The organism is Pyxidicoccus fallax (assembly GCF_012933655.1).
Taxonomy (GTDB): domain Bacteria; phylum Myxococcota; class Myxococcia; order Myxococcales; family Myxococcaceae; genus Myxococcus; species Myxococcus fallax.
On sequence record NZ_JABBJJ010000239.1, the window covers coordinates 1 to 19655 of the forward strand.

Sequence of the window (19655 nt, forward strand, 5' to 3'; positions counted from 1 at the left end):
CCCCAGGCCCCCGCCTTCCATGACGAGCTGTTCGGCCCCGTGGCCACCCTGCTGCGCGCGCGCGACGTGGACCATGCGATTGAGCTGGCCAACGCGACGCCCTTCGGCCTGGGCGCCAGCGTGTGGACGCGCGACGAGGCGGAGCAGCGCCGGTTCATCGACGGCATCGACTCGGGCATGGTGTTCGTCAACGAGATGGTGGCCTCGGACCCGCGGCTGCCGTTCGGCGGCGTGAAGCACTCGGGCCACGGGCGCGAGCTGGCGGACATCGGCATCCGCGAGTTCGTCAACATGAAGACCGTGCGCATCGCCACCACCACCGCGTCGCAGCAGCCGCCTCCGCCGCGCAACGCCGCCAGCGAGTAGCGCGCGCTCGAAGAGCCCGGGACTCTCGCGCGGGAGTGCCGGGCTCGCCGGTAGCGCGCGCCGCGGTGGGCGGGCCTTGCTCCGGGCCGAGCCGTCACCTCGTCCGAGTCCGCCCATCCGGCGCGCGGTGGACGTCCTCCAGCGCCTGCGTCACCGCGTCCACCTCCGCGCCGAGCCGCTCCACGCTCTGCCGCAGTCCCGCGCCAGCGACGTCCTCGCCCACGGTGTCCGCCGAGCGCACCCGCAGCACCTGCGCGTACAGCCCTTCCAGCGTGTAGTAGAGCCGCGTGTGCTCGGCCTCCAGCCGGTCCGCCGCGGTGGCCAGCTCCGCGCGCTGGCGCCGCTGCTCGTCCAGCGCGGCCAGCGCCCCGTTCAGCCGCTCGCGCACCACCGCGTCCTGCTCGGCGGACACGCGCGCGGCCAGCGCCTCGCGCTCGGACTCCAGCCGCCGTGTCTCCTCCGGCGTGGCCAGCGCGCGCAGCTGCTGCTCCCTTCGCGCCAGCTCGTGGCAGCTCTTGCGCAGCGCCTCCACCGTGCGCTCCGGCGCGTGCACCACCTCGCGCAGCACCGCGGGCCCGTCGCGCAGCTCCGCCAGCAGCTTGCCGCACAGGGTGTCCACCTTCGTCACGCGCGGGTCCACCGCGTGTTGAGAGGACCGTGCGCCGTGCTCCCGCGAGTGCTCGGCCTCGCGCGAGGCCCCGCCCTGGACCCGAGGCCCCATCCGCCAGGACCGCGTCCCCGCCGCCGCGTCGCGCCGCTCGCCGGGCTCCGCTCCGGGGCGCTCCGCCGCCGCGTCGCGCCGGTCGCCGTGCTCCGTTCCAGGGCGCTCCGTCGCCACGTGCGACGCCCGCGAGCCTGCTCGCCCACGGTCATCCTCTGCGGAAGGCGCCGCCTGGTACGTCAGGGTGCCCATCCCTCGGCGGTCCTCCCCGTGCGGCAACCCCCACGGGCTCCGCTCCGCCTCGCCTTCCACCCCGAACGAGACATCGCGCCGGGGGCGCTGCAGGTGCTTCGCCGCGCTCAGGAAGAACCCCAGCGCCACGAAGACGAGCCACCACAGCCCCCGGGGCTGGACCAGCGCCATCAGCACGCACGCCACGGCCACGGCCGCGTACATCCATCCCACAACCGGGTTGCGGGAGCGGGCCCGGCGGGCTTCGCGCTCGGCGCGGCGGGCCGCCCGCTTCGCCTCCTGGCTCCACTTCTTCTCCCACTTGCGGCGCACCTTCCGGGACGGCATCCGCCCCGTGTGGCGCACCCACTCCTCCACGAACGCGGCCTCGCGCGCCCGGCCCTCCTCCAGCGCCGCCTCCAGCCGGCGCAGACGCTCGTCCTGGAGTCCAGAGGGAGGGGTCGATGGCGGTTGTCCACGTTTCACGCGGAAGACGATAACGACTTCCTCCGCCCTTGAGGGCCTGGAGCGCCCCCTCTGTCGCTTGTCCGGGTGCCGGGCCTTTCCGCTCCCGCTGGATGTCTCAACAAATGGAAATGCTCAATCGTTTGCTTTCGCCAGGGAAAAGCCCCAAGAAAAGAGCCGGTCGGGGGGCCGTAAGGGGATTGCGCGTGGTGAGCATGGAGGAGAAGGGGGAGGCGCACGGACTGGGTCCCCAGGTCATCCGTGCCCTGCGGGGGGAGCAGAGCCGCGCCGCCTTCGCTCGCCTGCTCGGCGTCACCCCGCTGACCGTCTACCGCTGGGAGCTGCCGGACGAAGCGCCCCAGGCGCGCCGTCCCCGGGGCCGGGTCGCCCAGGCGCTCCGCCAGCTGCTCGAGGGCGGCGCCTCCACGGCTTCCCGCCCGACTCCTTCGAATTCCAAGCGTCAGGAACTCCATCCGGACGAGTCGGCCCGGCTGGCGCCGTGCCTCGCCCGGCTGCGCAAGGCGGAGTGGCGTGCGGCGGAGGAGGAGCTGATGGCGCTGCTGGCCTCGGGCGCGCTGCGCACGCCGGGCGCGCGGGCGCTGGCGGCGGTGGGCCTGAGCTATCTGCTGCGCTGGGGCCGCGAGGACTGCCGGGGCGCCTTCACCACGCTGCTCCCCCACCTGGAAGAGGCCAACCAGGGCCTGCTGCCGGAGGCGGTGGAGCTGCAGGTGCACGCGCTGGCCGCCAACCTCTACGCCTCGCCGGACGGGAAGCTGTTCGACGCGGACAAGTCGGACGCGCATGTGGCGCGCGCGGAGGCGCTCCTCGCCATCCTGCCGGGCCTGGAGACGGCACCCACCTTCCACGGCGCGGCGGAGGTGCGCTGTCACCTGCGCATCGCGGAGCTGGCCTGCGGCTTCTACCTCGGCGAGGCCGAGCGGGTGGCGCGCTGCTCGGGGCGGATGGCGGAGGCGCTGGCGGGGGTGACGGACCCGGTGCTGCGCCTGCTGGCCGAGGACTGCCTCGCGCACGAGGCCACCATTCGCGGCGAGGCCGCCCAGGCCACGCGCCGCTTCCGCGAGGTGGCCCAGGGCGCGGCGCGGCTGGGCTACCCCTTCCTGGAGGCGCGCAACCTGGCCTTCCTCGCGCAGCGGCGCCTGGAGGAGTGCTGCGAGCCACAGGAGGCGCTCGGGCTCGTGCGCCGCGCCCGCGAGGCCGCGTACGGCGGGCGCATGGTGCGCGGCTTCTCCTTCATCTTCGCCGCGCGCTCCGAGGCCGAGGCGCTCATCCGCCTGACGCGCTTCGCGGAAGCGGAGGCCGTGCTCGACGAGGCCGACGCGGTGGTGGCGGAGCTGAGCTGGACGCCGCTGCACCTCGTGGTGATGCGCTCGGTGCTGTGTCTCGTCACCGGCCGGCACGCGGAGCAGCGCAAGCTGGCCGCGCGGCTGGCCGCCTATGACGGCCCCATCCAGCGCAACCTCACCCTCGCCTACGGCCTCTTCGCCGAGGCCATGGCGGACCTGACGGAGGGCCTGCGGCCGCGCGCCGCCGAGCGCTTCGCCGCCACCGCCTCGCGCGTCATGGAGCTGGGCGGCTGGCCCTTCCTGCGCCGCGAGTGCCTCGTGTACGAGACGGGCGCGCGCGCCTTCGCCGGACAGCTCGCCGAGGCGCGCGTGGTGCTGCGCCGCGCGCGCGTCTTCCTGGAGCGGATGCCGTCCGCCATCCACTCGGCGGTGCTCAGCCGCTTCGAGGGGGTGCTGCTGGCGCTGGAGGGCCGCCCGCGCGAGGCCCGCGAGCAGCTGGAGTCGTCGCTGGGCACCTTGCGCCTCGCGGGCGACCTGACGATGGCCGGCTTCACCCGCCACCTCCTGGCGCAGATGGCGAGGCTGGAGGGAGACCCCGCCGCCGAGGAGCTCCTGTCCGCCAGCGAGGCGGAGCTGCGCCGCGCGGGCCTGGCGCTGCCGCAGGACTTCACCCGCGTGCCCGGGCGCCCGCTCCAGACCGCCCCCACCCTCGCCTCGGGCCCGCCGCGGCTGGGCGCGGAGGCTCTGGTGGTGCCCTTCGAGCGGCTGTCCGTGCGAGGCATGGGCGCCTCCCTCATCCAGCGCGAGCTGCTCGGGGTGCTGGAGGGCCTGTTCCCCGGCTGCCTGCCCCGGCTGGAGGAGCTGGACTCGCTGGGCCACGCCACGCTGGTGGCCGGCTCGGACACGGTGCCGGCCTCGGAGGCGGTGGAGTTCGGCGACGGGTGCGGCCGGCGCCTGCGCCTGGGAGTGGCGGGCCCGCTGCCGGCGGACGGCCGAGCGCTGCTCACCGCGCTGTCACGCCTGGGAGGCTTCGCCCTGGAGGTCGCCGCGCTGCGCGGCTTCGCGGAGGCCGAGTCGCTCGAGGCCCCCGTGGCTGGCGCGGAGTCCGAGCGCGACATGGAGCTGCCCGGCTTCATCGCCGCGTCGCCCGCCATGAAGCGGCTGCGCGCGGAGCTGGCACGCCTGTCCTCCAGCCGCGCCACCGTCATCGTCACCGGCGAGTCCGGCGCCGGAAAGGAGCTGGTGGCGCGGGCGCTCCACACGCTGTCCACGCGCGCCCAGCGGCCCTACGTGGCCTTCAACTGCGCCGCCGTGCCCAAGGAGCTCTTCGAGGGCCAGCTCTTCGGCTACCGGCGCGGCGCCTACACCGGCGCGGCCACGGACCACCCGGGCGTCATTCGCGCCGCGCATGGCGGCACCCTCTTCCTGGACGAGATTGGCGAGCTGCCCCTCGACGTGCAGCCCAAGCTGCTGCGCTTCCTGGAGAATGGCGAGGTCTTCCCCCTGGGCGAGATGCGCCCGGTGGAGGTGGACGTGCGGGTGGTGGCCGCCACGCACCGCGACTTGAGCCAGCTGGTGCGCGAGGGCCGCTTCCGCGAGGACCTCTACTACCGCCTGAACGTGGTGCCCGTGCGCGTGCCGCCGCTGCGTGAGCGCAGAGAGGACGTGGTGGCGCTGGCGCGGCACTTCGTGCGGCAGCTCACGCCGGAGGGACAGGACCCGCCCCAGCTCGCGCCGGACGCACTGGCGGCGCTGGTGGCACACCCCTGGCCCGGCAACGTGCGCGAGCTGCGCAACGTCATCGAGCGCTCCATGGCCTATGGCCCGCTGCCGGCGGTGCTGGGAGCCGAGCAGATGCGCATCGCGGGTTGAGGCCAGAGGAGTCAGAATCCCCAACCCGCGATGCGCTCCGCCCTGTTTCCCCACACCCCTGTGGGAATTCGCTGGAGGGAGGTCGCACTCCGGGCCGAGGAGGGGGGAAACCCCGACCCGGAGCGCCGCACTGCCAGTCCCTCTGAAAGAACACACCCGCGGGCCGGAGAGGGGGGAAGCTCCGACCCGGGGTGCCGGGGCCACCGAAGCGGCCACCAAACCAAAGTCTCGTGCGGCCGGTCTCTCGCGAGCACCGTCATGCACTGAGCACTCCTAAAGCACCCCGCGTGCCAGCCCGTGGATACCCCGTAGCCCCAAACGGAAATCATCCTTTGGGGTAGGTGCAGGGAGCAGGCATATCCAACGGATGAGGTGGGATATCCGAGCGACCCTTTCCGGATATGTCGGACACTGGAGAAAGTCCCCCTGCCGAGCAGCCTCGCTGATGGCCGGGGTGAAGTGGATGCAGGGGGTGGGGGGAGCAGGAGGAGCGGGAAGTGGGTTAAGGGGAGCGCGATGACACACGCCGCCTCGTCCCGCCGGTTCCAGCTCTTCAGCCTTGGGGTGCTCGCCTACACGCTGGCCGTGATTCTGTGGGGCGCCTTCGTCCGGGCCACGGGCTCGGGGGCGGGGTGCGGGGACCACTGGCCGGTGTGCAACGGCGAGGTGGTGCCGCGCGCGCCCACCGTGCAGACGCTCATCGAGTACACGCACCGGGTGACGAGCGGGCTGTGCCTGGTGCTGGCGGTGGCGCTGTGCGTCTGGGGGGTGAGGGCACACGCGAAGGGGCACCCGGCGCGGCGTGCGGCGGTGTGGGCGCTGGTGTTCATGGTGACCGAGTCGCTGGTGGGCGCGGGCATCGTCCTCCTGAAGTACGTGGCGGACAACGCGTCGGTGGGCCGGGCGGGATGGATGGCGGTGCACCTGGTGAACACGTTCCTCCTGGTGGGCGCGCAGTCCATGGTGGTGTGGTTCTCGCGCGGGCGCGCGTCGCTGACGCTGCGGGGACAGGGGCTGGTGGGCGTGCTGCTGGGCACGAGCATCGGGGCGATGATGCTCCTGGGCGTGAGCGGCGCGATTGCCGCGCTGGGCGACACGCTCTTCCCGTCGGAGAGCCTGGCGCACGGGCTGCGGCAGGACATGTCGGAGACGGCGCACCTGTTCATCCGGCTGCGGGTGCTGCACCCGGTGATTGCCGTGGCCACGGGCGCGCTGGTGGTGGTGGTGTCGCGGTGGGTGGCGCGGCTGCGGCCCTCGGAGGAGGTGCGGCGGGCGTCGACGGCCATCGTCATCCTCTACGCGGCGCAATTGTGCGCGGGCCTCGTGAACCTGGTGCTGCTGGCGCCGGTGTGGATGCAGCTGGTGCACCTGCTGCTGGCGGACTTCGTGTGGATGGCGCTGCTGCGCCTGTGCGCGTCCGGGCTGGCGTCCGACGCGCCGAGAGCCCTGCCCGTCTCCGAGGGCGCACCCGCGTCCACGGCCGGCACGGTGTAGCCCGGCTCAGCGCGACTCCGACTCCGCGCGCAGGCGCAGCCCCTTCGGTACCACCGCGCGCTCCACCGCTTCGAAGAGGGCGCTGGCGAGCAGCGCGAGCGCGGCGGCGGGGATGGCGCCTTCGAGGATGAGCCCCACGTCGTCCAGTCGGATGCCGGTGAGGATGGGCTGCCCGTAGCCACCCGCGCCGACGAGGGCACCGAGCGTAGCGGTGCCCACGTTGATGACGGCGGCGGTCTGGATGCCGGCGAGGATGGACGGCGCGGCCATGGGCAGCTCGATGCGCCACAGCCGCGCGCGGGACGGCAGACCGAGCGCCTCGGCGGACTCGCGGATCTCCAGGGGAATGCCGGAGAGCCCCGCCGCGGTGTTCCGGACGATGGGCAGCAGGCTGTAGAGGAACAGCGCGGCGATGGCCGGCCGCGAGCCGATGCCCAGCAGCGGAATCATCACCACCAGCAGCGCCAGCGAGGGCACCGTCTGGATGATGCCTGCGAGCCCGAGCACGGCCTGTCCCAGCCGGGGCCTGCGCGCGGCGAGCACGCCCAGCGGTATCGCCAGGGCCAGGGCCGCGAGCAGGGACACGGCCACGAGGAACAGGTGCTCGCGCGTGCGGCGCCAGATGCGCGCGGAGAGGCTCTCGCCGCGCACCTCGGCGGTGATGCCCAGGGTGCTCGCGAGGAAGTCGGCGGCCACCTGGGCCTCGGGGGTGCGCTCCAGCCGGGCGCGGGCGTTGAGCTTCACCATCTCCGCCTCGGACAGGCGGCCCTCCAGGCGTCGCAGCGCCGCGAGCGCGTCCGGGGCGCGGGACTCCAGGTCGGCGCGGTAGAGGAGCACGGCGTCGTAGGCGGGGAAGTGGTGCAGGTCGTCCTCGAGGACGCGCAGCCCGTACGCGGCGATCTCCGCGTCGGTGGAGTACAGGTCGGTGACCTGGAGGGCGCCGCTCTCCAGGCCACGGTAGGCCAGGTCGTGGTCGAGCCCGCGCACGTCGCGCTGGGGCAGCCGGTAGCGCTCGCGCAGGGCGGGCCAGCCGTCGGCGCGGTCCATGAACTCGTTGCTGAAGCCGAAGCGCAGCTCGGGGTGCGCGAGCAGGTCGGAGATGCGGCGGATGCCCAGGCGCTCGGCCTCGGCTTCCTTCATGCCCAGCGCGTACGTGTTGTTGAAGCCGAGGGGCGCGCTCAGGCGCAGGCCCTCCTCTTCCAGTGCTTCGCGGAGGGCCGCGTCGTCCGGCAGCTTGCGTCCGGAGAGCAGTTCCTGTCGCAGCGTCCCGGTGTACTCGGGGTAGACGTCGAGCTCGCCCCGTCGAAGTGCCTCCCAGAGCACGGTGGTGCCGCCCAGCTCGCGCCGGTGCACCGCGCGAGCCCCCGTGCTCCGAGCGAGCTGCGTCACCATGTCGCCGAGGATGACGGACTCGGTGAACTTCTTGGAGCCCACGCGCACGGTGGGCACGTCGTCACCGGAGCCCGGCGAGCCACCGCCGCACGCGGCCAGCACGAGTGTGAGCAAGAGTCCCCAGGCGTGTGAGCTCCGCGAAGCACTCACGCCACCACGCCTCCGCCCGGAACGGGCCGCTGTGCCTGGATGAACCGCGTGACGAACGGGTCCGCGGGCCGCGTCTCCAGGTCGGCGAGCCCGCCCTGTTGCACGACGCGCCCGTCGCGCATGAGCACGATGCCGTCTCCGAGAAACCCCGCCTCCGCGAGGTCATGCGTCACCAGCACCACCGTCTTCCGCAATCGGGCGAAGATGGCGCGCAGGTCCCCTTGCAGCTCGTGACGCACGAGCGGGTCCAGCGCGCCGAGCGGCTCGTCCAGCAGCAGCACGTCCGGGTCCAACATGAGTGAGCGCATCAGCGCCACACGCTGTCTCTGTCCGCCCGAGAGCTGCGCGGGGTAGCGCGCCAGTGCATCCGCGGGGAAGCGAGTCAGCTCCACCAGCGTCGCCAACCGTTCGCGGGTCCGCGCGGCCGGCCAGCGCAGGTGCCGGGCCATGAGCGTGACGTTCTCCTCTCCGCTGAGGTGCGGAAACAGTCCGCCTCCCTGGAGCGCATACCCCACCCGGTGGCGCACCGGCAGCAGCGCCTCCGTATCCCGAGGCAGAGGCTTTCCGTCGAACAGCACGCGCCCCGTATCCGGAATCAGCAGCCCATTGAGCAACCGCACCAGCGTGGACTTGCCGCAACCACTGGGCCCCAGCAGCACCGTGGTGCGGCCCGTGGGCAGGCGCAGACTCAGCGGATGCAGCGCCTGGGTGGCACCAAAGCGCTTGGATACGTCCTGCAGCTCGTACACGGGAGAGCGTCCTCCAGCGAGACAGGGAACAGCGAGCGCATCGTCGCACGACGAAGGCGGAAGGCCTCGAAGGTCAACGAGTCAGCGGAGCGAGGACACGTCGTTGCATGACACTGGCAGGAGAACCTCTCAGGGCAGCGAGAACGCGCCATTGCACGCCGCCGGGAACGGAGCCTCCGACTGCGGGAAGCTGCACGAAGCATAGAGCGCGCGGTCCTCCCACTCCGTCGCCGCCGCCCAGACCACGAGCGGCCCTCGCGCGGTGGGCGCGGTGAAGCGAGAGCAGCGCGCGGGTTGCCCCTCCAGGCGGCACGGCACCTCCTCCACGGGCCCGGAGCCCGGAAGCGCCTCCGCGAGCTCCGCCACGCCCTGGTCACGCCACCGCGCCGTCACATCCGTCCGAGCGGGCACATAGACATTCCACGCGAAGGAGGAGTCCCCGCATCGGATGCGCCCCGCGCGAGTGGTGGACGCCGCGAGCTGACACCCCTGAGGCACGGCCAGCGAACGCCACGGCAGGCGCGGCGGAACGAGCAGCGCCTCCGCGCCCAGCACATCGCCCTCGGGATTGCCGCGAGACGCGACGTACTCGAGCAACTCCAGGCAGCGAGCCAGCAGCGGTCTCGCATTGCCCCGCGCGACACACCCGAGCCCCCGCAGCCGCCCAGCCTGCACGGTGACGGCGGAGGAGTAGCCTCCCGCCCTGCACTCCCCCTCCGTGCTCGCGCCGCCGTCCGCGCCCCGACACACCGCGAAGCGAGTCGACGGCCACGAGCTTCCCGCGAGCGGCAGCTCTCCCGACACCTCCACCACGTCCTCCCTCCCGAAGCGCGCGGTGATGCGCTCCCGCGCCTGGGTGAGCACATCGGCGAGGCTCCCGGTCTCCACCTCGGTGAGCCACACCGACACGTCCCCGCAGCGGTAGGTGCGCGACTCGGCGCTGTCGGGGACGGACGTGCACCCCTCGAAGAGGGCGCGGGCCTCCGGAACGAAGGGGCCCGCGGGGGTGGAGCCCTCGGGTGACACGGGAGGCACCCGGGGCACGGGCGCCGAGCACGCGCACAACGCGCCCAGCAGGTACACAGGCCACAGCCTCGCAGCGGTCCACATGGGGCCGGGATAGGCGCCACCGCGAGGCCCGTCAACCGGCCCGTCGCCCCGAGCGACAGGCGTCGTACACAGTCCCGGGCCTCAGGCCGCCACGGCCTCGGTGATGCTGAGCGCGGCCGGCGTATGGATGACACGCGAGAGCCGCAGCCCGGCCTGGGCGAAGAGCTTCCCGAACTCCTCCGCCGTGCGCTCGCGCCCTCCTGGCAGTGACGCCAGCATCATCACGTCCAGCACCTTGCCTCCATGCGGCCCGTTCCCTGGGGGAATGACGGTGTCCACCACCAGGACGCGCCCGCTCTCCGTCATGGCCTCGCGGCAGTTGCGGAGGATGCGGACGCAGACCTCGTCGCTCCAGTCATGGAGGATGCGCTTGAGCACGTACGCGTCCGCGCCCGAGGGCACTGACTCGAAGAAGTCACCCTCCACGAGCTCGCAGCGCTCCGCGAAGCCCGCCTCGGAGATGCGCGCCTCGGCGAGGACGTGGCGGTGGTCGAAGAGCACGCCGCGCACATGGGGCGCGGCCTTGAGCACCTCGACGAGGAACCCGCCATGGCCACCGCCCACGTCCACCACGCGGCGCAGCGGCGTGAAGTCATACGCCCCCGCGATGGGGCCGTTCTCCAGCGCGGACAGGCTGGACATGCCCCGGTGGAAGATGGCCCCCTGAGTGGCATCCCGCTCCAGGTAGTCGAAGAAGGGCGCGCCGAAGATGCGGGTGAAGGGGTCCTTGCCCGTGCGCACCGTGTCCACCAGCTCGCCAGCGGGCAGCCAGAAGATGCGCTGCGTGAGCATCAGCGCGGCGCTGCGCAGCGAGCCCGGCGCATTCGTCCGCAGCAGGTCGGCGGAGGGCGTGAGCGAGAAGCGGCCGGCATTGTCCTCGGAGAACACCTCCACGCTCGCCAGCAGGCGCAGCACCCGGTACAGCGACCGGGCATCCACGCCCAGTTCCTCCGCGAGCGACGCGGCACTCCGGGGGCCCTGCTCCAGCCGGTCGGCCACGCCCAGCTCCGCCGCGGCGGACAGCGCGGCGGAGTAGATGAAGCCGAAGCCGAGGTCGACAATCCGCTGCGCGGGATGCACGGTGGGTGAATTCATGCGCGGCATTCTCGTTCGGGCGCCACCCGCGAGGTCAATGTCGGAAAACACCCACCGTGAACTCCATTCCGCGGTGATGCCTGTCAGTCGAGCGCCCGCTCCAGGCTCTTGCCGCGCCCCACCTGGCGGTCGATGACGTTGCTGGTGCGGTTGAGCAGGAGGCCGAACGCGGCATCGGCCCGGTACGTGTCCATGCCGTCTCCCACGAAGTCCAGCCCCTTCTCCTGGTCCTCGACGACGCGCGAGATGAAGGCCTTGTCGAACTCCTTGCCCTCCTTCTCCCGCACCTCGTTCAAGTCCTCCTGGGCATCGCCGATGGCCTCATCCAGGCGCTGGTCCGCGCCCTCCATGCGCTCCTCGTAGCCCTCCTGGATGCCGGCGCTGCCGGAGCCGCCGACGCCCTCCCCTTCTTCTCCCGCGGGCCCGGCCAGGTCGATGGCGGCAATCTCCAGGGACTGCGTGTCCGCCCAGGTCCGCAAGTCATTCAGGTGCTTGCGGTGGTCCGCGACGAGCTGCCGGGCGAAGCGGCGCACCTGCGGGTTCTGGGAGCGCTGGAGCGCCATCTCCCCGAGGGCAATCTGCTTGGCGTCGAAGAGCACGAGCTGGCCCACGTACAGCTCCCGGTCCGCCGCGGCCTCGCCGATGCGGCGCTCCTGCTTGCGCGAGTCATCCGCGTGGGCGGCGCAGCCCACCAGAAGGCCCATCATCAGCGCGGCCGTCAGGCCCACCGCGCCAATACCCCTGCCGAGGATTCCAGCCATGTGCACCTCCAGACGAAGCGATGTCCGAAGGTGGGCGCACGCCTGTCCGCGTCGCAAATGCACCGCGCCTGTCTGGGCCTCCCCGTGGGGCAGCGGGAAGCCGCCGGAACTCGCACCGCTCGTCCGCCCGCCCGCCGCGCCAGGGAGGAACCCGCGAGGCACGAGCCCCGACAGGGATGAGAGGCGCCGTGCTGTTCCCCCTGCGTGTGCGAGGACCGGCACGGACAGCATCGGCTCGCCTCCCGGCCAGTACGTTCTGCTTGACCGGAACCCGGGGACCTATAAATAGTTCATCCGGATTGACGGATTGAGCCCTTCGGCATGAACACCGCGCCCGCCATACTCGGCTGGATGACGTCGCTGGCCGACCCGACCCGGGTGCGCCTGCTGCGCCTGGTGGAGCGGCACGAGCTGACGGTGGTGGAGCTGTGCGCGGTGCTCCAGTTGCCCCAGTCCACGGTGAGCCGGCACCTGAAGGTGCTGGCGGACGACGGATGGGTGGACTGGCGTCCGGAGGGGACCAGCCGCCTGTACCACATGGCGGTGGACGGGCTGCCTCCGGCGGCGCGGCGCCTGTGGACGCTGACGCGCGAGCAGATGTCCCAGGCCATCTCGGCGGAGCAGGACGACCAGCGGCTGACCTCCGTGCTCGCCGAGCGGCAGAGCCGCAGCCAGGCCTTCTTCTCCAGCTCGGCGGGCAAGTGGGACAAGCTGCGCCGCGAGCTGTTCGGCGAGCGCTTCGACGTGCTCGGCCTGCTGGCGCTGCTGGACCCGACGTGGCGCGTGGGCGACCTGGGCTGCGGCACGGGGCAGACGTCGGAGATGCTGTCGCCGTACGTGCGGCGGGTCATCGCGGTGGAGTCCTCCGCGGCCATGTTCAAGGCGGCGAAGGCGCGGCTGGGGAACCTCTCCAACGTCGAGCTGCACCGCGGGGATTTGAACGCGCTGCCCCTGGATGACGGGACGCTGGACGTGGCGCTGCTGCACCTGGTGCTGCACCACGTGGCGGAGCCGGCGGCCGTGCTGGCGCAGGCGGCGCGGGCGTTGGTGCCGGGCGGGCGCGTCCTCATCATCGACATGCAGCGGCATGAGCGCCGCGAGTACCAGCACCAGATGGGCCATGTCTGGCTGGGCTTCGAGCCGGAGCAGTTGACGGGCTGGCTCACGGACGCGGGCTTCACCGGCGTCCGCATCCACCCCCTCCCCGCGGACCCCGCGGCCAAGGGCCCCGCGCTGCTGTCCGCCGTGGCGGTCCGTGAGAAGTGAAGAAGAACCCTGAACCCGCAGCTTTCAACCGGAGTCAACGATGAGCACTGCGCTGAAGACGAAGACGGAGACGGCGGACCGGCCGGCCTTCAAGGTGAAGGACCTGAGCCTCGCCGAGTGGGGCCGCAAGGAAATCATGCTGGCCGAGGACGAGATGCCCGGCCTGATGGCGCTGCGCGCCCGCCATGGTCAGACGAAGCCGCTGAAGGGCCTGAAGATCATGGGCTCGCTGCACATGACGGTGCAGACGGCGGTGCTCATCGAGACGCTGTCCATCATGGGCGCGGACGTGCGTTGGTGCTCGTGCAACATCTTCTCCACGCAGGACCACGCGGCGGCGGCCGTCGTGGTGGGCCGTCCGGAGACGGGCGGTACGCCGGAGAACCCCAAGGGCATCCCGGTGTTCGCGTGGAAGGGCGAGAACCTGGAGGAGTACTGGTGGTGCACCGAGCAGTCGCTCATCTGGCCGGACGGCTCGGGCCCGGACCAGATTGTCGATGACGGCGGCGACGCGACGCTGCTGGTGCACAAGGGCCTGGAGTTCGAGAAGGCCGGCAAGGTTCCGGACTTCAACGCGGCGACGGAGCCCGAGGAGTGGGGCGTCATCCTGGGCCTGCTGAAGGACCTGCAGAAGCGTGACGCGAAGCTGTGGCAGCGCGTGGCGCCGAAGATTCGCGGCGTGAGCGAGGAGACGACGACGGGCGTGCACCGCCTGTACGACATGCAGAAGGCGGGCACGCTGCTGTTCCCGGCCATCAACGTCAACGACAGCGTCACCAAGAGCAAGTTCGACAACCTGTACGGCTGCCGTCACTCGCTGGTGGACGGCCTGAACCGCGCCACGGACGTGATGCTGTCGGGCAAGGTGGCGATTGTCTTTGGCTACGGCGACGTGGGCAAGGGCTGCGCGCAGGCGTTCAAGGGCCAGGGCGCGCGCGTCATCATCGCGGAGATCGACCCCATCTGCGCGCTCCAGGCGGCGATGGAGGGCTACCAGGTCGACACGATGGACAACTGGGTGGACAAGGCGGACATCTTCATCACCGCCACGGGCAACCGGGACATCGTGACGGCGGCGCACATGGCGAAGATGAAGGACAAGGCCATCGTCGCGAACATCGGCCACTTCGATAACGAAATCGACATGGCGGGGCTGAAGAAGGTGCCGGGCATCAAGTGCACCAACATCAAGCCGCAGTACGACATGTGGACGTTCCCGAGCGGCAAGAGCGTGCTCATCCTGGCCGAGGGCCGTCTGTTCAACCTGGGCTGCGCCACGGGTCACCCGAGCTTCGTGATGTCCACGAGCTTCACGAACCAGTGCCTCGCGCAGCTGGAGCTGGCGGCGAACCTGAAGTCGTACGAGAAGAAGGTGTACACGCTGCCCAAGCGGCTGGACGAGGAGGTGGCGCGGCTGCACCTCGACAAGCTGGGCGTGAAGCTGACGAAGCTCACCCCGGACCAGGCCTCGTACATCGGCGTCTCCGCCGAGGGCCCGTTCAAGCCGGACCACTACCGCTACTAAGCGGAAGCGTGGGTTGAGGTGACAAGGCCCGGGTCGCCCGTGTGTGGCGGCCCGGGCCTTTGTGTTCCTGGGGCGGCGTTGAATTCGACAATGCCGCTGTGTTGCAATGCGAGAACGCAAGGCTGAACGCATGCAGATCGCACTCAACACGACCCAGATGCAGGCTGGCCTCACCGTCGCCACCGATAAGGAGGCCCGTGACCACTGCGTCGTGGTTGTGAAAGGAACGTTCGAGACAAGCTCTCAAGGGGAAATGACTCTCGCCCGGCAGCAGCAGCCGCTCGTCGAGACGGATGAGCACCACGGAGCCCCCGCGACCACCAGCATCCGTTACGAATGCGATTTCGCGCTCGAAAAGCCGCTGACCGACGTCATCGTCGTCGGCAAAGCCGTCTCGCCCTCTCGCCAGCAGGTGAAGCAACTGGCCGTCAGGCTTGAAGTGCAGGGCCGGAAGAAGGACCTCCTGGTTTTCGGAGAGCGGTGCTGGGTTCGCTCCATCGGAAGTGTGTTCCCTTCGGCCCCCGTCCCCTTTGTCGAGATGCCATTGACCTTTGAGCGCGCATTTGGAGGCTTGGACGAGAGCCGGGGACCAGGGCGCGCGGCTGTGGAACAGCGGAATCCCGTGGGCGTTGGGTTTCATCCCCACCGCGATGCGGTCCAGATCGAAGGCACACCTGTTCCAAACCTGGAGCGCCCGGGGCAGACGCTCTCCTCACCCCGAGACCGGCCAGAGCCGATTGGCCTTGGGTGTGTAGGACGTGCATGGACGCCGCGCATTTCCCATGCAGGCACCTATGACGCACGCTGGCGTGATGAGAGAGCGCCGTTCCTCCCCGCGGACTTCGACTCGCGGTATTTCCAGTGTGCACCCGCCGATCAGCAGTTCACACACTTTCGTGGAGGCGAGCTCATCCGGTGTGTGAACATGGCTGCTGAGCCGGTCGTGCAATACGTCATCCCTTCTCTGCACGTCCCCATCAGGTTCCGCTTCCTGGATCGAGAGGTAGACCAGTTGGGTGTGCTCGACACCGTCGTACTCGAGCCTCACCTTGCGCGAGCCATGCTCGTGTGGCGCGCGAGCGTGCCCCTGGGAAAGAAGCTCAACACGCTCCTGGAGATCTTCGTGGGAGAGCCGCCACGCACCCGACTGGGGCAGCCCGTGCACTATCGGAATGGCAAGCCGGTGTTTCGCGGGCTGGAGGAGGCAATCCGGTGGCTTCGTAGGACCCGAGGTGGCCGGTGATGGGGGCGCCACCGGTCTATATCCGCGCCGTGGGGATGGCGTGCCCCGTGGGATTGCGCTGGGCTCCCGCGTGCGCGGCCTTGCGCGCGGGAATCTCGCGGAAACAGGTCTCGCCTTTCGTGGACAACCATGGGCGAGAGATCGTCATCTCGCATCTGAGTGACCTTCTCGACCTCAAGTCGACCCCGACACAGCGGTGGCTCTTCTTCCTGACCCACGCACTCCAGGAGCTCCTCGAGCAGGTGGGCGCTGCAGTATTCCAGCGGCTCCCGCTGTTGGTCGCGTTGCCAGCACCTCGGCAGGGCAAGCCCTACTCCACGGACTTTCTCGCCCAGGAACTGTCGGTACGCCTGGAGGTCCAGATCGATCCGCGCCGGGTACGCGTTTTCACCGAAGGCGCCTATGGAGGCTATGCCGCGCTCGCAGCCGGTCGCGAGATGCTCCGCCGCCGAGAGTCCCCGGAATGCGTGGTCGCTGGAGCGGAGTCAATGATGTGTGCTCGCACGCTGCTTCGGCTGGCCACGAAGCGTAGGCTGCTGACAGAGGACAACTCCGATGGAGTCATTCCTGGCGAGGCCGCCGCTTGCGTGATGCTCTCTTCACAGAAGCAGGCACTGGCAGTCATTCGAGGCATGGGGTTCGGGAAAGAGCCTTCTTCTCTCGAAAATGACGTGCCGTTGCGAGCCGACGGGCTGACGGCCGCGACACGAGCCGCATTGGAAGAGGCACAGCTCGCACTACACGAGATGGCCTTTCGCTTTTCCGATGCGGCAGGGGAGAGCTTCTACTTCAAGGAGCAGGCCCTATTGCTCTCCCGGGTGCTGCGAGAACGGAAGGCGGAGTTCCCTCTCTGGCTGTGCTCCGAGTCCCTCGGTGACACCGGGGCGGCGACGGGACTTTGCGGCCTGGGCTGGGTCATCGCGAGCTGGGCTCGCCGTTATGCGCCAGGACCGCGGGCCATTGGATTCGCCGGAAACGAGCAAGGCGGACGTGCGGCAGTAATCATCGAAGCCTCGGAGTAGTCCATCCTGGCCCTCCAGACTGCCCCACCTGCGACTTCACGCCAGACGATGGCCGAAGAAGTACCGTTCACCATCGCGGTACCGCGCACGTTCGGGACTGTCGAGGAAGTCCTCGATGATGGCCGCCGCGGATAGCGGCTGAAGCACTTCATGCTGGTAGAAGCCGGAGCAGTCGACGCCAGTCCAAGCCTCGAACTTGTGACGCATCTCCTCATGGAACTGCTTGTCCCGGAGGTCGTCCAACATCCGCTGACAGATATTGTCGACACCCACGACATTGCCGCGAAAGACCACCACATCGTCTGTACCCAGAAGCCCCTTCAACTCCTCGTATCGACTTCTGGCCACGCGACAATAGGTTTCAGCACCCTCCTCATCATCCTCCGTCGGAAAGTCATTGAGTACCCCGGGCTTCTCCTCCATCAATCTGCTCATCCACTCCGCGATGCTCCATGCATCTTCACTGAAGTGGTACTTCCGGTATTGCTCAATCAAGCCGGGAACAGCCGATAGGCTGCCCCAGTAGCAGAGCGCCTCCGCGTATACGAATCGCATGACGGAGTCGCTGCAAGCCGGCAGGATCTCGTCACGAACCCGGGCCAGCGTTTTCGAATCCCCGGCATCCCCAAGGAGTGCAACGTAATCGCCCCTGCGTACCCAGTCATCCGCGGCAGCCACTCGCGTCGGGAGCTCTGTCACCCGACGGAAATCTCCCTTCTTGGCTGCTGCGACAAGCATGTCCAGGTCCAACCACTTCTGGTGATCAGGAAGCGTGCGGTCAACCTCCATCAATGGGTAGGCATGATAGCCCTTGTTCGTCCAGCGGCGCCTCTTGATGATGGTGTCTGGCATGTCTCAAATACCCAGCATCGCTCGTCGGCTGGTCAATTCGTCGTTATTCCATTTGTCGAGGAGCAGGTCGGCCTCAATGCAGTTCTTGCAGAGCTGTGCGTTCGCCACCGTGTTGTTTTCAGAGGTGGGGCAACCACCAGCGGACCGGGGAGTCCGGTGATCGATCTGTAGAGCCTTGTCGATCCTTCGCTGATTCCAACCTGGGGTACTCAAGAGCATGGCTTCGGTAGCCGCCGGATTGCCCAGCACGTTCCTCGCGAGTTCATCTACGTTTTGAGGCACTCCGAACTGCCTGCGCAGTTCTTGCTTCCTGCGAGTGCGGACTCCCTTGACGTTCTTATGAGCTTCCACAGACGTGGTGACCCGATAGACATCACAAGGGGGATCGGACTTTCTCTCCTGCTTCCCCGCGTTGGGGCAATTTCCCTGACTACAGGGCAGAGCCGCGAGCTCTCCGGATCGCGCCTGCGCCGTCGCGGTAGGAGCGCCAGAGGCATCTTTCTCATCGAGCTGGTACCACTCACGGAATGAAAAGGCTTCCCGTGTCTTACCGTTCGGAAAGCTCTTGGACATGGCCGCCGTGCAGCCGGGTTGCCAGCAGCAGGGGCACAAGTCCTCCTTCGTATCCGAGAGCGCCAGGAGCGCCATCTCCTCCATTTCCGTGAAGGGGGGCGTCGAGCCGGGATAGCTGGCATGATTCGACGTCATCAAGTCGAGATGGCGAGTAACATTCTTGCCCTCGACCTTGACGTCCATCGACCAACTGTTGAAGTAGGCCTTCCCCGTAATGGTGTGGCTGGCCACACTCCCGCCGAAGTTACGCGTAGCGGCCTCATTTCCCAGGGGTGATGACTTGAAGAAACTCTGGTCCTTGAGAGCCAGGGGTTTACCGTCCACGGTAACGCTCTTGCTCCCCTTCTTCAGGTCTTTGGAAAACGCGGAGTTGGGATAAGGCACGGGAACAGGGCCCGCGGGTGGTGGGGGTGGGCTCAGGCATACATCAGGAAAGGCAGCAATCAACTTGCCGTCTCCAGCCTCGCGCGAGATGGCCATTCCGTTAGCGAAGACCTTCATGCTCCCCCTACCAGTCAGGCTTCATTCGGACGACAGGGCACCCCATGCCCTAAGCCATCATGATTCTAACTTCAGTCGTGGCGACAACCAAGCCGTGGAGCTACCCACCCATAGGGAGTCAGCACTATTGAGTCAGGAACCTGCAGGGATGCGCGAGCAACTGAGGGCCATGTGCGCTGGCGGCCGGCAGGAAGCCGGACTCAGCTCCCGCCACCGTCCCTCGGCACCGGTCGCTGCTTCCCGTAGGCCTCTTCCAGAATCGCGTCGCTCTTGAGGCTGCTCGCCTTCGCGGCCTCCACGTCCAATCCCTCACCGTGCCCACGACCCTGCCCCTCGAACACGACCGTCGGGCCATCGAACGACGCCGTCCGCGGGCACGACGGCAGCTTCAGCCCCGAGCGCACCAGCTCACACGGTACCGAGTGCCCCGACTCGAACGTCGCCTCTCCCTCCGAGCGCGAGAGCAGATACCGCGCCCGTCCACCCTCGAACCGCAGTGACACCGGCGCGCCCCCGAGCAGCCGCTCCAGCTCCGCGCGCGAGCGCGCCTCCCTCCAGGGCTCATCCCCGCCCTGCGAGAACAACAACCATTCCTTCCACTTCAGCGGCGCCAGCCCCACCGCCTTCGCCTCCTCGGACCGCACACGCACGGTGCCTCGGAAGGCCTGACAGTGCGTGGTGTCACAGACGGGCCGCCCCGCGTGACGGCTGTGCTGCTCGTTGTGCGCCACCACCCGTGCCAGCGCCACGCGCGCCTCGCCCTTCAACGTCACGTCCTCCGCCGCCACCACGCCCGCCGTGTACTGCAACCGCGTGGTGCGAAACACGAAGTCCGAGCCCCGCCGCGCCTTCATCGCGCTCGGTGTCGTCGGCACGCCCGGTGGCGGCCGGTATGCCGGAGCCGGCGACCAGCTGAAAACACCCGCGTAGTCCCGCCCCTCCTCCAGCTTCGGAAACCGCACCCGCCACGGCGCCCCCAGGCACACCGCCGCGCCACCCGACGCGAGCCCCTCCAGCCGCGTC

General features: G+C 69.6%; 15 protein-coding genes and 1 pseudogene. 7 read left to right on the forward strand and 9 right to left on the reverse strand.

What is annotated here, in order from left to right:
• The coding region (locus HG543_RS36650) for an aldehyde dehydrogenase family protein (RefSeq protein ID WP_169349569.1) at nucleotides 1-366 on the forward strand (366 nt) is incomplete at its 5' end.
• A gap of 94 nt (nucleotides 367-460) precedes the next feature.
• Here the strand turns inward: HG543_RS36650 and HG543_RS55770 are convergent.
• Nucleotides 461-1744, reverse strand: a complete 1284-nt coding sequence (locus HG543_RS55770) for a hypothetical protein (protein WP_343073526.1) — start codon at nucleotides 1742-1744, stop codon at nucleotides 461-463.
• Between the two features lie 194 nt (nucleotides 1745-1938).
• Here HG543_RS55770 and HG543_RS36665 point away from each other — a divergent pair, with 194 nt between their 5' ends.
• Complete coding sequence (locus tag HG543_RS36665) at nucleotides 1939-4899, forward strand: sigma-54-dependent transcriptional regulator (protein ID WP_169349582.1); 2961 nt, start codon at nucleotides 1939-1941, stop codon at nucleotides 4897-4899.
• Nucleotides 4900-5415: 516 nt separating this feature from the next.
• Nucleotides 5416-6393: a COX15/CtaA family protein gene (locus HG543_RS36670; protein ID WP_169349570.1), complete on the forward strand. Its 978-nt coding sequence runs from the start codon at nucleotides 5416-5418 to the stop codon at nucleotides 6391-6393.
• A gap of 6 nt (nucleotides 6394-6399) precedes the next feature.
• Here HG543_RS36670 and HG543_RS36675 read toward each other — a convergent pair whose 3' ends face one another.
• The 5 genes from HG543_RS36675 to HG543_RS36695 all read right to left on the reverse strand — a co-directional run bounded on the left by HG543_RS36675 (nucleotide 6400) and on the right by HG543_RS36695 (nucleotide 11650).
• Complete coding sequence (locus tag HG543_RS36675; RefSeq protein WP_211194404.1) at nucleotides 6400-7899, reverse strand: ABC transporter permease/substrate-binding protein; 1500 nt, start codon at nucleotides 7897-7899, stop codon at nucleotides 6400-6402.
• Between the two features lie 32 nt (nucleotides 7900-7931).
• Nucleotides 7932-8684, reverse strand: coding sequence for an ATP-binding cassette domain-containing protein (locus HG543_RS36680; protein ID WP_169349572.1), 753 nt, complete (start codon nucleotides 8682-8684; stop codon nucleotides 7932-7934).
• 129 nt (nucleotides 8685-8813) lie between these two features.
• Complete coding sequence (locus tag HG543_RS36685; RefSeq protein ID WP_171818284.1) at nucleotides 8814-9794, reverse strand: hypothetical protein; 981 nt, start codon at nucleotides 9792-9794, stop codon at nucleotides 8814-8816.
• 81 nt (nucleotides 9795-9875) lie between these two features.
• Complete coding sequence (locus tag HG543_RS36690) at nucleotides 9876-10889, reverse strand: methyltransferase (RefSeq protein WP_169349573.1); 1014 nt, start codon at nucleotides 10887-10889, stop codon at nucleotides 9876-9878.
• A gap of 83 nt (nucleotides 10890-10972) precedes the next feature.
• Nucleotides 10973-11650, reverse strand: coding sequence for a DUF4142 domain-containing protein (locus HG543_RS36695; protein WP_169349574.1), 678 nt, complete (start codon nucleotides 11648-11650; stop codon nucleotides 10973-10975).
• A 321-nt stretch (nucleotides 11651-11971) separates the two neighbouring features.
• On the opposite strand from HG543_RS36695, the gene HG543_RS36700 reads away from it, so the two are divergent.
• The 4 genes from HG543_RS36700 to HG543_RS36715 all read left to right on the forward strand — a co-directional run bounded on the left by HG543_RS36700 (nucleotide 11972) and on the right by HG543_RS36715 (nucleotide 16706).
• Nucleotides 11972-12916 carry an ArsR/SmtB family transcription factor gene (locus tag HG543_RS36700; protein ID WP_169349575.1) on the forward strand — a complete coding sequence of 315 codons (945 nt, stop codon included), beginning with the start codon at nucleotides 11972-11974 and terminating at the stop codon, nucleotides 12914-12916.
• Nucleotides 12917-12956: 40 nt separating this feature from the next.
• Nucleotides 12957-14441, forward strand: a complete 1485-nt coding sequence (ahcY, locus tag HG543_RS36705; protein WP_169349576.1) for an adenosylhomocysteinase — start codon at nucleotides 12957-12959, stop codon at nucleotides 14439-14441.
• Nucleotides 14442-14571: 130 nt separating this feature from the next.
• Nucleotides 14572-15684 carry a DUF2169 family type VI secretion system accessory protein gene (locus HG543_RS36710; protein ID WP_169349577.1) on the forward strand — a complete coding sequence of 371 codons (1113 nt, stop codon included), beginning with the start codon at nucleotides 14572-14574 and terminating at the stop codon, nucleotides 15682-15684.
• Nucleotides 15685-15731: 47 nt separating this feature from the next.
• The gene (locus tag HG543_RS36715) at nucleotides 15732-16706 is read left to right on the forward strand and encodes a beta-ketoacyl synthase N-terminal-like domain-containing protein (protein WP_169349578.1); all 975 of its coding nucleotides are present in this window, start codon (nucleotides 15732-15734) and stop codon (nucleotides 16704-16706) included.
• 36 nt (nucleotides 16707-16742) lie between these two features.
• On the opposite strand, the gene HG543_RS36720 is transcribed toward HG543_RS36715, so the two are convergent.
• The 3 genes and pseudogenes from HG543_RS36720 to HG543_RS36730 all read right to left on the reverse strand — a co-directional run.
• Nucleotides 16743-17558 carry a hypothetical protein gene (locus HG543_RS36720; RefSeq protein ID WP_169349579.1) on the reverse strand — a complete coding sequence of 272 codons (816 nt, stop codon included), beginning with the start codon at nucleotides 17556-17558 and terminating at the stop codon, nucleotides 16743-16745.
• A gap of 3 nt (nucleotides 17559-17561) precedes the next feature.
• Complete coding sequence (locus HG543_RS36725; protein ID WP_169349580.1) at nucleotides 17562-18632, reverse strand: DUF4150 domain-containing protein; 1071 nt, start codon at nucleotides 18630-18632, stop codon at nucleotides 17562-17564.
• A gap of 200 nt (nucleotides 18633-18832) precedes the next feature.
• Nucleotides 18833-19655 (reverse strand): annotated as a pseudogene (locus tag HG543_RS36730) (hypothetical protein); the annotation flags it as partial.

What these genes read in the sequence shown, in the direction of transcription:
- HG543_RS36665 (WP_169349582.1), top strand. Translation starts at nt 1,939, where the DNA reads ATGGAGGAGAAGGGGGAGGCGCACGGACTGGGTCCCCAGGTCATCCGT.
- HG543_RS36670 (WP_169349570.1), top strand. Translation starts at nt 5,416, where the DNA reads ATGACACACGCCGCCTCGTCCCGCCGGTTCCAGCTCTTCAGCCTTGGG.
- HG543_RS36685 (WP_171818284.1), bottom strand. Translation starts at nt 9,794, where the DNA reads ATGTGGACCGCTGCGAGGCTGTGGCCTGTGTACCTGCTGGGCGCGTTG.
- HG543_RS36690 (WP_169349573.1), bottom strand. Translation starts at nt 10,889, where the DNA reads ATGAATTCACCCACCGTGCATCCCGCGCAGCGGATTGTCGACCTCGGC.
- HG543_RS36695 (WP_169349574.1), bottom strand. Translation starts at nt 11,650, where the DNA reads ATGGCTGGAATCCTCGGCAGGGGTATTGGCGCGGTGGGCCTGACGGCC.
- HG543_RS36700 (WP_169349575.1), top strand. Translation starts at nt 11,972, where the DNA reads ATGAACACCGCGCCCGCCATACTCGGCTGGATGACGTCGCTGGCCGAC.
- ahcY (WP_169349576.1), top strand. Translation starts at nt 12,957, where the DNA reads ATGAGCACTGCGCTGAAGACGAAGACGGAGACGGCGGACCGGCCGGCC.
- HG543_RS36710 (WP_169349577.1), top strand. Translation starts at nt 14,572, where the DNA reads ATGCAGATCGCACTCAACACGACCCAGATGCAGGCTGGCCTCACCGTC.
- HG543_RS36720 (WP_169349579.1), bottom strand. Translation starts at nt 17,558, where the DNA reads ATGCCAGACACCATCATCAAGAGGCGCCGCTGGACGAACAAGGGCTAT.
- HG543_RS36725 (WP_169349580.1), bottom strand. Translation starts at nt 18,632, where the DNA reads ATGAAGGTCTTCGCTAACGGAATGGCCATCTCGCGCGAGGCTGGAGAC.